The following is a 15,397-nucleotide window of genomic DNA, read 5'->3' on the forward strand; positions in this document are numbered from 1 at the left end:
GACCATGTCTTTCGAACGTCAAGGAACTCTCGGGCATTCATTGCGACTATCAGTCGTCAGCGTCCTGATCAGCGCAGGAATAGCGGGCCTCACCCCATCTCCCGCCCAGGCGATAACCGGCGGCAACGCGGTCACCGACAATTCCTTCGACTTCGTGGCCAAGGTCTCCTATGTCGGAGGAACCTTTTGCACCGGAACCCTCATCAGAACCAACTGGGTGCTCACCGCAGCGCATTGTGTGGGCGGTGTCACCGATCCCGGCGACATGACCGTGCGTGTCGGCACTGATCTCAAGGACACCGGCGGGCAGGTGAGGAAGGCCATCGCGCTCTACTCCTATCCCGGATACACCGGCGGGCACAATGACATAGCCCTCCTGAAACTGGAATCTCCGGTGGCCGGCATCGTGCCGATCAGTTTGGCCGATTCCGGCCAGAGCTACCGGTGGGACGGCCAGCAGGGCGGTCCTTTCACGCAGTACGACGACGGCGTCATTGCCGGATGGGGCCAGAACGGTGCCGGGCAGCTTCCCGATCGGCTGCAGTTCAAGGGCGTGTCCATCATGCCGGCCGAACCGGACGGCGTGGGGCTGAAGTCGATCCCGACCAGTGGCGGCCCCTGCCCAGGCGACAGCGGGGGCCCGCTGATGGTGAGCATCGGCGGTGAGCTCTTCCAGGTGGGCGTCATGAAGGGCCAGAACTGCTCCAGCACCGCGAACTACAGCGAAGTGGGCGCCGGCTCTTTGCAGACCTGGATTCTGAGCCACCTCTGATCGACCCGACTGAGTAACGTGAAAGGGCGGCCCGTTCAGTGGACAGGCCGCCCTTGGTGTGCGTGGTGGTGTCAGACCTTCAGCGGCTTGATCGAGGTCGGCGCGTGGCCCGGCTCGGTGGCCAGGTCCTCGAACTCGGAGATGTCGCTGATGTCCATGGTGCGGCTCATCGAGATGTTGGTGATCCGCTCCAGGATCGCCTCGACGACGACCGGCACCTGGTGCTCGGCGGCCAGCTTCTTGGCCTGCTCGAAGGCCGCGCCCAGCTGGTCCGGCTCGGTGACCCGGATCGCCTTGCAGCCGAGGCCCTCGGCGACCTTGACGTGGTCCACGCCGTAGACGCCCAGCTCAGGCGTGTTGATGTTCTCAAACTCCAGGTTGACCTGGAAGTTGATGTCCAGACCGATCTGCGCCTGCCGGATCAGGCCCAGGTAGGCGTTGTTCACCAGGACGTGGACGTAGGGGATCTTGTGCTGGGCGGCGACCGCCAGCTCCTCGATCATGAACTGGAAGTCGTAGTCACCGGACAGCGCGACGACCGGGGCCTCCGGGTCGGCCTTGGCGACGCCGATCGCGGCCGGGATGGTCCAGCCGAGCGGGCCGGCCTGGCCGCAGTTGATCCAGTGGCGCGGCTTGTAGACGTGCAGCATCTGCGCGCCGGCGATCTGGGAGAGGCCGATGGTGGTGACGTAGCGCGTGTCCGGACCGAAGGCCTTGTTCATCTCCTCGTAGACGCGCTGCGGCTTCATCGGGACGTTGTCGAAGTGCGTACGGCGCAGCAGGGTCGCCTTGCGCTCCTGCGTGGAGGCGACCCAGTCGGCGCGGTCGGGCAGCCTGCCCTCGGCCTTCAGCTCCTTCGCCACCTCGACCAACAGCTCCAGCGCGGCCTTGGCGTCGGAGACGACACCGTAGTCCGGCGGGAAGATCTTGCCGATCTGGGTGGGCTCGATGTCGATGTGGACGAACTTGCGCTCGCCGCGGTAGACGTCGAGCTTGTAGCCGGTGTGCCGGTTGGCCCAGCGGTTGCCGATGCCGAGGACGAAGTCCGACTCCAGGAAGTTGGCGTTGCCGTACCGGTGCGAGGTCTGCACACCCACCATGCCGGCGTTCAGCTCGTGGTCGTCGGCCAGCGTGCCCCAGCCCATCAGGGTCGGGATGACCGGGGTCTGGGTCAGTTCGGCGAACTCCACCAGCAGCTCGGTGGCGTCGGCGCCGATGACGCCGCCGCCGGCGACGATGACCGGGCGCTCGGAGGCCAGCAGGAAGGAGATCGCCTTCTCGATCTGGGCGCGGGTCGCGGCCGGCTTGTAGACGGGCAGCGGCTCGTACGTCTCCGGGTCGAACTCGATCTCGGTGAGCTGGACGTCGATCGGCAGGTCGATCAGGACCGGGCCGGGACGGCCGGACCGCATCAGGTGGAAGGCCTGCTGGAAGACGCCCGGGACCTGGGCGGCCTCCAGGACGGTGACCGCCATCTTGGTGACCGGCTTGGCGATCGAGGCGATGTCGACGGCCTGGAAGTCCTCTTTGTGGATCACATGGGTGGGCGCCTGGCCCGTGATGCACAGGATCGGGACGGAGTCACCGATGGCCGAGTACAGGCCGGTGATCATGTCGGTGCCGGCCGGGCCGGAGGTGCCGATGCAGACGCCGATGTTGCCCGGCCTGGTGCGGGTGTACCCCTCGGCCATGTGCGAGGCGCCCTCGACATGGCGGGCGAGGGTGTGGTTGATGCCACCGCCCTCCTTGAGTGCCTTGTAGAAGGGGTTGATCGCAGCGCCCGGCACACCGAAGGCGTCGGTGACGCCCTCGCGCTTGAGGATCTCAACTGCCGCGCGGGCAGCGGTCATACGAGCCATCGAGTACTCCTGCTTCGGCTGTCGGATGCGTACTCCCGTCGCGCCCCGCGGTGAGCACAGTCTCCAGAAACTTCAAAATTCCGCATTGCGGAACTTAACTTCTACTATCTGGAATCAATGTAGAAGCGTGGGGCAATGGCGTCAAGAGAGGTTGAGACATGGCAAGCGCCGGACAAGCGGGGTGGAGGGGGAGGACGATGAGACCGCTGTCCCGACGCGACGCCTGGGAGTGGGCCATGCCCGAGAGCGTGCCGGTGCGCTGTCCGGCCTGTCGGCGCGAGCACGTCTATACCGCGCCGGTGTATCCGTGCGCGTGCGGGGCGCCCACCGCCCCACGACTCGATCCGGCCGGCGGCCCCGTCGTGACGGAGCACCGGGCCTGGGACGACGAGTGGCTCGCGCTGTCGTGCGCCGCCTGCGGCCGCCGCAACCAATGGCCGCACCCGGAGCTCGGCTGCCCCTGCGGGACGGTCCTGCGCATCCCGGTGGCGCCGGAGCCGGCCGCGACACCGGGAGCGGAGCCGGGAGCGGCACCGGCGCCTGCCGCACAGCCCTCGCCGGCGTCACCACCCCCACCGACGCCCACGTCACGTTCCACGCCCGCGTCACCGTCCGCGCCCACGTCACCGTCAGCCCCTGCGCCACCCTCCGCCCCGGCGCCGCAGCCCGCGTCAGCACCACAGTCCGCCGCGCCGTCGCCCACCCCGCCGTCACCCGCGTCGTCGGCGGCGGCCACCGGGCCCGGTACCCGTGCCGCCCGTCCCGCCTTCCAGCAGCGCGCCATCCGTACCGCGCGCGACGCCGTCACCACCGCCGCGCTCTATCTGCGCTGGCTCGGCTACCAGGACATCCGGCGCGCCGACCAGCGTCCGCCGAACGGCATCGGGCTCGCCGCCCATGGGCTCCTCGCCCAGGTGGACCCGACCGTGCGTCCGGCGGCGCCGCGGGACGTGGAGTGTCTGTGGCTGACGGCGATGACCGAGTCCGCGGACTGCGTGTACTTCTCCCTGGCCGGCTATACGCACGACGCCCGCGGCCGGGCCGACACCCTGCGCGTCCCCCTGTTCGTGCTCGACCTCACGGGCCTGCCCCGCCCGGTCAACACCCCGGCGGACCGGCTGGTCGCCGCGGGCGCCTGAGCACGCGGGCGGGGCCGACGAGGCGAGGTTCCTGAGCAGAGGCGAGGTTCCTGAGCACCCATTCCTGGGCACCCGTGCGCTATTCGACCGGCGTGTCCGGCGTGCCGTACTTCTCCCGCAGCTCGACCTTGCGCACCTTTCCGCTCACCGTCATCGGGAAGGCCTCCAGAACGCGCAGCCTGGTGGGGATCTTGTAGTGCGCGAGCCGGTCCTGGCAGAAGTCGCGCAGCTCCGCCAGGGTCGGCGGGCCGGCCACGTCCCGCGGGATCACACAGGCGAGGACCTCCTCGCCGTACCTCTCGTGCGGCACCCCGACGACCTGTACGTCCCTGATCTTCGGGTGGGCGTAGAGGAACTCCTCGACCTCGCGCGGGTAGATGTTCTCGCCGCCCCGGATGATCATGTCCTTGATCCGGCCGACGATCTCGACGTAGCCGTCGTCGCGCATCACCGCCAGGTCCCCGGTGTGCATCCAGCGCCCGGCGTCGACGGCCTCCGCGGTCTTCTCGGGCTCGTCCCAGTAGCCGAGCATCACGCTGTAGCCGCGGGTGCACAACTCGCCCGCCGTGCCGCGCGGTCGGGTGACCCCGGTGTCCGGGTCGACGACCTTGACCTCCAGGTGCGGCAGGACCCGGCCGACGGTGGCGGTGCGGTGTTCCAGGTCGTCGTCCCTGCGGGTCTGCAGCGACACCGGGGATGTCTCGGTCATGCCGTAGCAGATGGCGACCTCCGCCATGTGCATCTCGGCGACGACCCGCTTCATCACCTCCACGGGGCAGGGCGAGCCCGCCATGATGCCGGTGCGCAGGGTCGAGAGGTCGTACGACGCGAAGTCGGGCAGGTTCAGCTCGGCGATGAACATGGTCGGCACGCCGTACAGGGACGTACAGCGCTCGCGCTGCACCGCCTCCAGGGTGGCCCTCGGTTCGAAGGACGGCGCCGGGATGACCATGCAGGCGCCGTGCGAGGTGGCCGCGAGGTTGCCCATCACCATGCCGAAGCAGTGGTAGAAGGGGACCGGGATGCAGATCCGGTCCTGCTCGCTGTAGCCGACCGACTCCCCGACGAAGTAACCGTTGTTGAGGATGTTGTGGTGGGACAGCGTGGCGCCCTTCGGGAAGCCGGTGGTCCCCGAGGTGTACTCGATGTTGATGGGGTCGTCGCAGGACAGTTCCTCGTACGGGGCGTCACCGGTCCCCCGCCCGAGCAGTTCCGCCCAGCTCGGGTCGCCGATGTACACAGCCTCGCGCAGTTCGGGGCAGTTGCCCCGCACCTGTTCGACCATCGCCCGGTAGTCGCTGGTCTTGTGCCGCGGGGAGGCGAACAGCAGCGAGATCCCCGCCTGCCGCAGGACGTACTCGACCTCGTGCGTGCGGTAGGCCGGGTTGATGTTCACCATGATCGCGCCGATGCGGGCGGTGGCGTACTGGACCAGGACCCACTCCGGGCAGTTGACCGCCCAGATACCCACCCGGTCGCCCTTGGCGACGCCGGCCGCGGCCAGCGCCTGCGCCAGTTCCTCGACGTCCGCGCCGAATCGGGCATAGGTCCAGCGCCGTCCCGAGGGCACGTCGACCAGTGCCTCGCGCTCCGGCCACCTCGCCACGGCCCGGTCCAGATTGGCGCCGATGGTGTCGGCGAGCAGGACCGTCGGACTCGTCCCGTGCGTGTACGACAACTGAGGGGTCACCGGAAGTCCTCCTCGCGGTACTCGTTCGCCGAGCCGTGTGCCGTCGCCTCGCGCAGCTCGATCCGGCGGATCTTGCCGGAGACGGTCTTGGGCAGCGGGCCGAACTCCAGCCGGCGGATGCGCTTGTAGGGGGCGAGGACCTGGCGGGAGTGCTCGAAGACGACCTTCGCGGTGTCCGGGCCGGGCTCATAGCCCTCGGCGAGGACGACGTACGCCTTCGGCACGGCGAGCCGCAACTCGTCCGGCGCGGGCACCACGGCGGCCTCGGCCACCGCCTCGTGCTCCAGCAGCGCGCTCTCCAGCTCGAACGGGCTGATCTTGTAGTCGGAGGCCTTGAAGACGTCGTCCGCGCGGCCGACGTAGGTCAGATAGCCGTCCGCGTCGCGGGAGGCGATGTCACCGGTGCGGTAGTAGCCGCCGGCCATGGCGTCGGCCGTGCGGTCCGGGTCGCCGTGGTAGCCGGTCATCACACCGACCGGCCGCCCGGACAGGTCGAGGGCGATCTCGCCCTCGGCGGCGCCGGGCGCACCGGAGACCGCGTCGAGCAGTTCCACGCGGTAGCCGGGGCTCGGACGGCCCATGGAGCCGGTCTTCAGCACCTGGCCGGGGCTGTTGGAGACCTGCACGGCGGTCTCGGTCTGGCCGAAGCCGTCCCGGACGGTGACGCCCCAGGCCCGCCGGACCTGCTCGATGACCTCGGGGTTGAGCGGCTCGCCCGCGGCCACGGCCTCGCGCGGCGGGGTGGCGAGCAGGCCCAGGTCGGCCTGGATGAGCATGCGCCACACGGTCGGCGGGGCGCAGAAGGTGGTCACCCGGGCTCGGTCCATCTCGGCCATCAGCCGGGCCGCGTCGAAGCGGGTGTAGTTGAAGAGGAAGACGGTCGCCTCGGCGTTCCACGGCGCGAACAGATTGGACCAGGCGTGCTTGGCCCAGCCCGGCGAGGAGATGTTCAGATGCACGTCGCCGGGCTCCAGGCCGATCCAGTACATGGTGGCCAGGTGCCCGATCGGATAGGAGGCGTGGGTGTGCTCGACCAGCTTGGGGCGGGCGGTCGTACCGGAGGTGAAGTAGAGCATCAGCGGGTCGTCGGCCAGGGTGGGGCCGTCGGGGCGGAAGTCCGCGGGGGCGGCGTACACGGCCTCGTACGGCTCCCAGCCCGGCGCGGGCGCGGCGCCGACCGCGATCCGGGTGTAGGTGCCGGGCACGTCGGCGAACTTCGCGGTGTCCTCGGCCCGTGCGATCACATGCCTGACCCGGCCGCGCGCCACCCGGTCGCGCAGATCGGCGGGCCCCAGCAGCGGGGTGGCCGGGATGACCACCGCGCGCAGCTTCATCGCGGCCAGCGCGGTCTCCCACAGCTCGGCCTGGTTGCCGAGCATGACGAGGATGCGGTCCTCGGCGCCGACGCCCCGCTCGCGCAGCCACCGGGCGACCCGGTTCGAGCGCTCGGCCATCTCGGCGAAGGACAGCCGGGTCTCGGTGCCGTCCTCCTCGACGATGTGCAGGGCGGTCCGGTCGTTGCCGGCGGCGATCGCGTCGAACCAGTCCAGCGCCCAGTTGAAGTGCGCGGGCCGCGGCCAGGCGAAGCCCTCGTAGGCGGCGGTGTAGTCCGCACGGTGCGCCAGCAGGAAGTCCCGGGCGGTGCGGAACTCCTCGGTCGCCGTCGTCATCGCATACTCCTCGTGCTGTGGGTCGTTCCCCCGCGGGCGCGCTCAGCCGGTGTCGGCACCCTCGCGGCGCACTCTCTCTGTCCCGGACCATTGCCGGGTGGCTCTCTGTCATCGTCTAATCCGTGATGCAGGTCTCACTACCCCCGAACGGGGGTGGGGACGCGGAAGGGGCGCTCACGTGACGGCGGACGCGGTGGGGACGGTCGAGATCGGCGGCGCACTGGCCCGGCTGCGGCGGGCGACGGGACTTCCGGTGGCCTTCGGCGGGCTGGTCGAGTCCGGCCGGCCGCGGATCCGGATCAGCGAGCTGAGCGGCACGACCACCGCCGCCCTGCGCTCGCTCGCGGTGACCTCCGGCAACGGGCTCGGCGGCAAGGCGGTGATGCTGGCCCGGCCGTGCGCGGTGACGGACTACTCCAGCTCCCGGCAGATCAGCCACGAGTACGACATCCAGGTGGCCGCGGAGGGCATCCGCTCGGTGCTCGCGGTTCCGGTGGTGGTGCACCGCCGGGTGCGCGGGGTGCTCTACGGCGCGCTGCGCTCGGCGGACCCGCTCGGCGACCGCACGCTGGGCGCGGCCATGGCGGTCGCCCGGGACGTGGAGCAGGCGCTGGTGGTGCGCGACGAGGCACGGGGGCTGCTGGCGGCGGGCCGCCCGGAGCCGGGCGGCCCGGAGCGGGGTGCCGCCTGGGAGCAGGTGCGCGAGGCGCATGCGGCGCTGCGGGTCCTGGCCCCGCGGATCACCGATCCGGGCCTGCGCGCCGAACTGCTCGCGGTCTGCGGCCTGTTGACCGCGCCGCGGCGGGCCGGGGCCGTGACCCTGGCGCCGCGTGAGCTGGACGTGCTGTCCTGGGTGGCAGCGGGGGCGACCAACGCGGCGGTGGCCGAGCGGCTGGGGCTGCGCCCGGAGACGGTGAAGGGCTATCTGCGCTCGGCGATGCGGAAGCTGGGTGCGCACACCCGAGGGGAGGCGGTGACCGCGGCCCGCAGATCGGGGCTGCTGCCGTGAGACCAGGCGGTAAGGAAACCTGCCCATTCAAGCGGGACGTCTTGAATTTCCTGGTGCCTGACCGTTTGTTATTTCCCTCACCACGACTTCCGGCCGAATTTCAAGGATCGTTGCCTAGAATTTGGCCCGGACACGACACACGAGGGGAGCGGTGACCGTGCGACGGGACTTCCAGGAGCCTGCCAGGTGCCGCCCCGACCTGGTCATCGGCCGCGAGGAGCTGTTCGCCGGCGCCCGTGACCAACTCGCCTCGGGTGGCAGTGTGCTGCTCCACGGTCCCGCCGGAATAGGGAAATCCACCGTCCTGCGGGCATTGACCGAGGAATGCGGCGCCACCGCGCGGACCGTGTTGCGCTGCTCCGCCACCGAGTCCGAATCCCACCTTCCGTTCCTGGCCCTCGCCGATCTCCTCGGCCTGGTCCTCGACGAGGTCTCGCCCCGGCTGCCCGCCGCCCAGCGCACCGCCCTGGAGTCGGCGCTCACCGGACGCGGCGAATCCAGCCTCCAGCGCGACGGCCTCGCCCTGCGCCTCGCGGTGCTCTCCGCGCTGCGCGCGCTGGCCGCCGAGGGCGGGGTCCTCGTCGTCGCCGACGACCTGCAGTGGCTGGACCCGGCCAGCGCCGAACTGCTCGGTTTCGCCGCCCGGCGCCTGGAGGGCACCCCGGTGCAGCTGTTGTGCGCAGTGCGCACCGAGGGCCAGGAGAGCCAGGAGTACGACCGGCATCTGCGCGCCTGCCCGCCGGGCACCCTCGCGGTCCGGCTGGGGCCGCTCTCCCGCGCCCAGGTGGCCCAGCTGCTCGACCACCGCGGCCATGGCTCGCTGCCCCGCTCCACGGTTCGCGAGATCCACCGCACCAGCGGCGGCAACCCGCTGTTCGCCCTCGAACTCGGCCGCGCCCTCGCCGAGAGCCCCACCCCGCCCCGGCCGGGCGAGCCGCTGCCGGTGCCGACCAGCCTGCGCGCCCTGGTCCTGAGCCGACTGGACATGCTCTCCGTCGAGGCCCGCCGCACCCTGCTGGTGGCCAGTGCCGGTGCCCGTCCCACGCCGGCGCTGCTGCACGCGGCCGGCCGGGAGAACGCCGAGGCCGAGTGTGCCCAGGCCGCCGAACTCGGGCTGCTGGCCACCGAGGCCGACGCCCCGGCCGTACGGTTCGCGCACCCGCTGATCTCGGCCGCGCTGTACGCGGAGGCACCCGCGCACGAGCGACGCGCCGCGCACGCGGCCCTGTCCACGGCCGCCTCCGACCCGATCGAACGGGCCCGGCACCTGGCCCTGGCCAGCAGCGGCACCGATCCGGAGGTCGCCGCCCGGCTCGCCGAGGCCGCGGCCCTCGCCCGGGACCGCGGCGCCCCCTCGGTCGCCGCCCAGCTGGGGCTGCTGGCCGCCCGGCACACCCCCGCCGACGGCACGCCGAGCCCGCAGGAGCGCCGGCTGCAGGCCGCCGAGGACGCGATCACCGCGGGCGAACTCGACCTGGCCCGGGACATCGCCCGCGAGGTGCTCCTGCGGGCGAGCGTGCCCGCCGACCGGGTGCGCGCCTGGATCATCGTCATCGACAGCGCCGGCCACACCATGGCCGAGGTCGACGCGGTCTTCCCGCAGGCCCTCGCCGACGCCGGCGAGAACCCCCGGCTGCTGGGCCTGGTCCACTACCAGCTGGCCTGGCGGGCGCTGATCGTGGAGGGCGACTTCACGCAGGCCCGCGAGGCCGCCGCGCACGCCGCCGAGCTGGCCGCGCGCAGCCAGGACCGGCGCACCGAACTGCTCTCCCTCGCCTTCCAGGCGCAGACCGAGACCCTGATGGGCCATCCGGAGGCACCGCGGACCATCAAACGCGCCCTGAAGGAGCCCCAGGACCCCCGGGTCGCCTGGCACCACAACGGGGCGGGCAGCGCCCGGTTCCGCTGGCTGGTCATGGGCGACCAGCTGACCGAGGCGCGAGTGACGGTGACCGCGCTGCTGCGCGAGGTGCGCCGGCGCGGCTCGGTGGAGAGCGAGGTGCACTTCCTGCGCGGACTGGCCGAGACCGAACTGCGCGCCGGGCACTGCGGGCGCGCCCTGGAGCTGGCCCGGGACAGCCTGCGCCTCGCCCGGGACTCCGGGATCGGCGAGACCGCCTCGGCGATGCTCACCTCGCTCGCTGAGGCCTCCGGCGGCGATGTGGACCGGGCCCTGGCCCTCGCCCGGGAGGCCGTGGAGCACGCCGAGGAGGACGGCGACCAGATGTATCTCTCCCGGGCGCTGGGCGCACTCGGGTACGCCCAGTTGGTGGCCGGGGACCCGGCGGGCACGGTCCGCTCGCTGCGCCGGGTGCGCCGGCTGGAGCTGGGGCTCGGCATCACCGACCCGGCGCGCGGCCGCTGGCAGGCCGACCTCGCCGAGGCACTGGTCCGCATCGGTGAGCCGGCCGAGGCACAGGACGTCATCGACACCAGCCGCGAGCACGCCCTGCGGCTCGGCCGGGAGAGTGTCCTCGCCGTCCTGGACCGGGCCGAGGCCCTGGTCAAGGCCGCGCAGGGCGAGCTGGAGGCCGCCGTGGCCCAGCTGACATCCGCTCAGGACCGACTCGGCAAGCTCGGCTACGGCCTGGAGGAGGCGCGGGCCGCGTTCGCACTGGCGCGGCTGCGCGACAGACGCCCCGGTTCCACGGCCTACGAGGAGGCGACCCGGATGTTCCGCCGCTGCCGGGCGTTGCCCTGGTTGCGCCAAGTGGACGAATCCCTCACCACCGCCGAGCCGGAAGCGGCGCTCGCCGCGCCGGACGCCCTGGCGGGCCTGGAGGGGCTGCAGGTGCTGGCCGCGATGGAGCGTCAGGTCGCCGCGCTGGTCATGGAGGGCGCCACCAACCGGGAGATCGCCGCCCGGCTGTTCATCAGCGTCAAAACGGTGGAGGCGACGCTGACCCGGGTCTACCGCAAGCTGGGGATCCGCTCGCGCGTGGATATCGTCCGATTGGCGGCGGCTCGCCGCGCGAAGTGAGAACGCGGCCGGTTAACTGAACCGGACCGAGGGTTTTCCCTCACCCAACCCCCTAGGGGGTTCCCTCATTGGGAGCCAAGGGTTCCGGGTCCTAGCGTAAAGGGCGTGCCGCTCGCCCGGGCATACGGGGGTCGGTCCCGCGACCCCCGTGCACAGCCCCCACCCGTGCGACCCCCCACCGGTGCAACCCCCACTGAGGAGACTCATGTTCGGGCTCAGATGTGCCAGACAGACCGCCGCGATCCTGGTGGCCACCGCCGCCGCCGCGGCGACCGCGCTGTTCGCCTCCCCCACGGCCGGCGCCGCCCCGCAGCCCATCGTCGGTGGTACGACCACCACCAGCGCGGAGTATCCGTTCGTCGTGCAGATCACCGACGCCTCAGGCAACCAGTTCTGCGGCGGCACCCTGGTGGCCGCCAAGAAGGTCGTGACGGCCGCGCACTGCATGGCCGGCGAGTCCACCGGCAATGTCCGCGTGGTCGGCGGCCGGACCTATCTGAACGGCACGGACGGCACGGTCAGTCAGGTCAGCAAGATCTGGGTCAACCCGGACTACACGGATGCCACCAACGGCGACGACGTGGCCGTGCTGACCCTGTCGACGGCGATGCCGTACACCCCGGTGTCGTTCGTCTCCTCCTCGCAGACGGGCGTGTACGCGGCCGGCACCCAGGCCCGGATCCTCGGCTGGGGGACCACGTCGGAGAACGGCAGCTCCTCCAACCAGCTGCGGACCTCGACCGTCCCGGTCGTGGCCGACACCAGCTGCAAGACTTCCTACGGTTCGGACTTCGTCCAGTCCGACATGGTATGCGCCGGACTCACCACCGGCGGCGTAGACACCTGCCAGGGCGACAGCGGCGGTCCCCTGCTCATCGGGGGCGTCCTGGCAGGGATCACTTCCTGGGGCGAGGGTTGCGCGGAGGCCGGTTACCCGGGTGTGTACACCCGGCTGACCACCTTCTCGGACCTCGTGACCGCGCAGATCAACTCGTGACCCGGAAGACCTCCCGAGCACCCCTCGGGTAGATGCCAGGGGGGCGCTGCGAGCCACCACGAGCGGCCCGCAGCGCCTCCCTCTCCACCTCCGCCCCCCGCGCAAGCGGCGCGTGAAACCGGTGCTCACCCGTTTGCGCGATACCCGGGTCACCGTCCGGCGGGCCCGGAGGCGGGAGCGCCACCACCGGCCGACGTACCACGCTGCCCGGATGCCACGGGCCGGCCGTGCCGAGTGCCCGGATATCCTGCCGGCCTGGCCCGCTGAGTGATCAGGCGGGCGCAGGCTCGACGGAGAGGCGGCCGATGTCCGGGCGAGAGAACGGCAGGAACGGCGGGCGCAGGTCCGTCTGACGCCGCGCCGGCGTCCGCGTCTCCTCCCCCGCCACGCTCGCCGAGACCTACCGCGCGCTGCGCGAGCAGCCCTCCGGCATGGTCTGGATCGGCCTCGCCCGGCCCACCGGGGCCGATCCGCACTCGCTGGCCGCCGAGTTCGACCTGCGTCCCCTCGCGATGGGGGGACTGGCTCCGAAGGACCGGCGCGGTGGCCGGTCTCAGGGCCGCGGCAGCCAGCTGCCGACCTCGTCCATGGCGGCCGCGAAGTCCGCGCGGTCGGTGTCGAGGAATCTCCTGAAGAACCAGTTGGGCACCCGGGCCTGCGCCAGCCGGGTGCGCAGCAGCACGTCCTGGGCCTGCCGGGCGAGCAGCAGCAGCTGCGGCACCCGGTCCGCGGGCAGCCCCGTGTGCGCGTGCTCGCGCATCTCCCGCAGGACCACCAGCCGTGCCTGTTCGCGCGCGGCCGCGGTCTCGCGCTGTGCGCGGACGATGTCGACACCGAGCAGCAGCAGGCCGAGCGAGGGAATGAACCAGGTCGTGAGCAGGGAGGCGAGGGTCATACGGGTGGCCACGCCCACGGCCACCCCGGTGACGATCCACCCGATCACGCCGGCCTGGACCGCGGCGGCATAACGCCTGCGGATCCGCGCGCCCCACGCGAGGTTCTGCAGGATGCAGGACAACACGTCCAGGGGACGCGGCAGTTCACGGATCTCGTAGTAGTCCCGCAGCCGCTCGACCGGACCCGTGTAGCGCCGGGCCAGCCGGCTGATCTCGTCGGCGGACGGGGGGCTCCCGGCCAGCGTCTCGTTCCACGGGACGTCGTACAGCCGGGTGTCGAACGTCTCCTGCAGCAGTGCCGCCGTACGGAACTCGCTCTCCGTCCACGCCCCGGCCCCGACGGCGTACACGAGCGCCCACAGGAAGCCGATCGTCGTGAGCACGGTCTGCAGGGCCGGGACCACGACCGCGAGAACCGCGCCGGCGGCCAGCACCACGGACACGACGACACGGGCGGAGGCGAGCCGTCGGGCGCGGGCGTGCGAGGACTCTCCGGCGCGCAGCACGGTCAGCATGTCCTCGTCGTTCTGGCGTCGCACGATCGGAGCCGGTATGCCTTGACTCACGTGGTCCCCCCTGCTCACCCCTGGTCGTGCAGCACCCTAGTGCGGGGTCCACCGCGGTGCGGCGTCCCGGACCATCTTCCTACCCGCGAATCTCGTCGAACGTGTTTGGCTGTGCGGCCAATCCCCATACTCTGATCGGGTGTTGGAGCCGAGGCGCCAGGTAGGGCTGTGTGCGGGGGAGAGACGCCTATGCCACGGGGACTCGCTGTCCAGACCGAACAGCACCATCGGATCGTGCTCGGGGTCGTGGGAGTCCTGGAGGAGTCGTCGGCCCTGACGGACACGCGCGGCCGGCACCAGTGGCGGCGCGAACTGACGCGGCTTCTGGGCAGTCGCGGTCAGGCCCTGGAGGAGTTCCCCACCGCGCGGCAGGAGTTCCTGGAGGCGGTGTATGTGTGCGAGGGACTGCCGGGCGGGCTGGCGGTGCTGGCGGACGCGACCTGTTACGTGGCGCCCGCGCTGGAGCACCGTCTGAGGCCGCTCGTGGAAGAGCTCTGCGCGCTGCGGCTCTACGAGGGCCGGGACTGGACGGCACTGCGTGACGCCCTGTACCTCAGCCTGCCGGAACTCGACGCGACGGTCGCGGTGATCATGGGCGGCCGGGTGCGGCTGCCCAGGTACTGCACGACGGCCTGGCACGCGTTCCTGTACCTCTCCGGCCTCACGAGTGTGCCGGACACGGACCTGCCGCCCGGCATGCTGCTGCTGGAACACCTGGCACTCCACACCGAACTCGCCGCACACGTGGGCGAGTTGCACGGCTGGAACGACCACTTCGCGCGATGCTGGAAGCTGACCGACGGCGAGTACGGCCTCGCGGCGTTACGGGCGTCCCTGCTCGACGGCCGCCCGTCCCCGGCGGACCGCGCCGCCGCCGAGCCGGCCGCCCCGCCCGCGCCGCCGGCGGACCCGCCCGTCGTGCCGCAGCGGCCGGTGATCAGGCTGTACGTCAAACTCGTGCCGGACCTCACGCCGTTGCCCGGCATCGGCACCGGCCGACGGCAGGCACGCGGGAAACGCCGCTACTGGGTGTCCGCCCGGGTGAAGTACGCGGAGTCCCCGGAGCTGCATCACGCCAAGGAGGGCGAGGTCCAGCAGCCGGTCTCCCGCGCGCAGATACCGGCCGCGGTGGCAGGTCTGCTGAGACGCATGGCGTCGCTGTGGCACACCCGCGCCCAAGAGGTGGTGCTGGAGTTCTTCCTGCCCACGGAGTTGCTGAACGAGCCGGTCGAGTGGTGGGACCGCGATCCCTCGCTCGGCTATGCCAACCCGCTGTTCAGCAAGTATCCGGAGATCGTGCTGCACAGCCTGGAACGCCTGCACCGGCGGGACGCCCACCAGGTCTGGCGGCTGCGCTGGGCGCGCTGGAAGGACGACCCGGAGAACGAGGAGGCCGTCCACTGGTGCGATCAGGCGGGGCGCCCGCTGAAGGACCATCTCGAACGCCTGGACAAGACCGTCGGCGCGAAGAAGGACGTCGTCGCCATGGTGCTCAGCGAGCCGCCGGCCGCCGGGCGGGCGGCCGGCCTCGGAGAAGTTCGCGTGGCCATCGATCTGGGCATTCCTGTCTTCATACTCCACCGTGAGGCGACCTCCGAGCAGTTCCATGGCATGGTCCGGGACGGCCTGACCGAAGGCGGTCTGGCAGGCCTTACGTTCCATGCCCGACAGTGGAAGAGCGATTCCGCGACGCGTGCGGACGGCCGTTCACCGGCCTCGGCCCAGCATCTGTGTGTCGTCTGGGACGATCCCGAGCAGCTGCTGGACGGTGGTGCCGGCGCGCCTGCCGCGTTCATAGGGGGGATTGAATGAGTGCATC

Annotated in this window: 10 protein-coding genes and 1 pseudogene; 7 read left to right on the forward strand and 4 right to left on the reverse strand. The window is 71.5% G+C overall.

All coding sequences use genetic code 11. From position 1 onward, the window contains the following. Window positions 1-4 precede the first annotated feature (4 nt). A complete protein-coding gene (locus IE277_RS09480; RefSeq protein ID WP_189950480.1) occupies window positions 5-772 on the forward strand; it encodes a S1 family peptidase in 768 nt (255 codons plus the stop codon). A 71-nt stretch (window positions 773-843) separates the two neighbouring features. Here the strand turns inward: IE277_RS09480 and gcl are convergent, their stop codons facing one another. Next, window positions 844-2,631, reverse strand: coding sequence for a glyoxylate carboligase (gene gcl, locus IE277_RS09485; protein ID WP_189950482.1), 1,788 nt, complete (start codon window positions 2,629-2,631; stop codon window positions 844-846). Window positions 2,632-2,828: 197 nt separating this feature from the next. Between gcl and IE277_RS09490 the strand changes: the two genes are divergently transcribed. Next, a complete protein-coding gene (locus IE277_RS09490; RefSeq protein ID WP_229881072.1) occupies window positions 2,829-3,770 on the forward strand; it encodes a hypothetical protein in 942 nt (313 codons plus the stop codon). Between the two features lie 79 nt (window positions 3,771-3,849). Here IE277_RS09490 and IE277_RS09495 read toward each other — a convergent pair whose 3' ends face one another. After that, the gene (locus IE277_RS09495; protein ID WP_189950484.1) at window positions 3,850-5,460 is read right to left on the reverse strand and encodes an AMP-binding protein; all 1,611 of its coding nucleotides are present in this window, start codon (window positions 5,458-5,460) and stop codon (window positions 3,850-3,852) included. Further along, on the reverse strand, window positions 5,457-7,130 hold the full coding sequence (locus IE277_RS09500) for an AMP-binding protein (RefSeq protein WP_189950486.1): 1,674 nt from the start codon (window positions 7,128-7,130) through the stop codon (window positions 5,457-5,459). Before IE277_RS09500 ends, IE277_RS09495 begins: the two co-directional genes overlap by 4 nt. A 178-nt stretch (window positions 7,131-7,308) precedes the next feature. Between IE277_RS09500 and IE277_RS09505 the strand changes: the two genes are divergently transcribed. The 4 genes and pseudogenes from IE277_RS09505 to IE277_RS47020 all read left to right on the forward strand — a co-directional run. Continuing rightward, the gene (locus IE277_RS09505; protein ID WP_189950488.1) at window positions 7,309-8,139 is read left to right on the forward strand and encodes a helix-turn-helix transcriptional regulator; all 831 of its coding nucleotides are present in this window, start codon (window positions 7,309-7,311) and stop codon (window positions 8,137-8,139) included. A 151-nt stretch (window positions 8,140-8,290) separates the two neighbouring features. Continuing rightward, on the forward strand, window positions 8,291-11,119 hold the full coding sequence (locus IE277_RS09510; RefSeq protein WP_189950491.1) for an ATP-binding protein: 2,829 nt from the start codon (window positions 8,291-8,293) through the stop codon (window positions 11,117-11,119). A 205-nt stretch (window positions 11,120-11,324) separates the two neighbouring features. Beyond that, complete coding sequence (locus IE277_RS09515; RefSeq protein ID WP_189950493.1) at window positions 11,325-12,116, forward strand: S1 family peptidase; 792 nt, start codon at window positions 11,325-11,327, stop codon at window positions 12,114-12,116. Between the two features lie 356 nt (window positions 12,117-12,472). Next, window positions 12,473-12,631 (forward strand): annotated as a pseudogene (locus IE277_RS47020) (transporter); the annotation flags it as partial. A 38-nt stretch (window positions 12,632-12,669) separates the two neighbouring features. Here IE277_RS47020 and IE277_RS09520 read toward each other — a convergent pair. Next, entirely contained in the window at window positions 12,670-13,551 is an 882-nt protein-coding gene (locus IE277_RS09520) for an S-4TM family putative pore-forming effector (RefSeq protein WP_189950495.1), read from the reverse strand. A 261-nt stretch (window positions 13,552-13,812) separates the two neighbouring features. Here IE277_RS09520 and IE277_RS09525 point away from each other — a divergent pair, with 261 nt between their 5' ends. Then, window positions 13,813-15,390 (forward strand): VMAP-C domain-containing protein, encoded by a 1,578-nt coding sequence (locus IE277_RS09525; protein ID WP_229881073.1) that lies wholly within the window; start codon window positions 13,813-13,815, stop codon window positions 15,388-15,390. Window positions 15,391-15,397: the final 7 nt, after the last annotated feature.

Origin of the sequence: Streptomyces alanosinicus (assembly GCF_014650595.1) — a bacterium.
Taxonomy (GTDB): domain Bacteria; phylum Actinomycetota; class Actinomycetes; order Streptomycetales; family Streptomycetaceae; genus Streptomyces; species Streptomyces alanosinicus.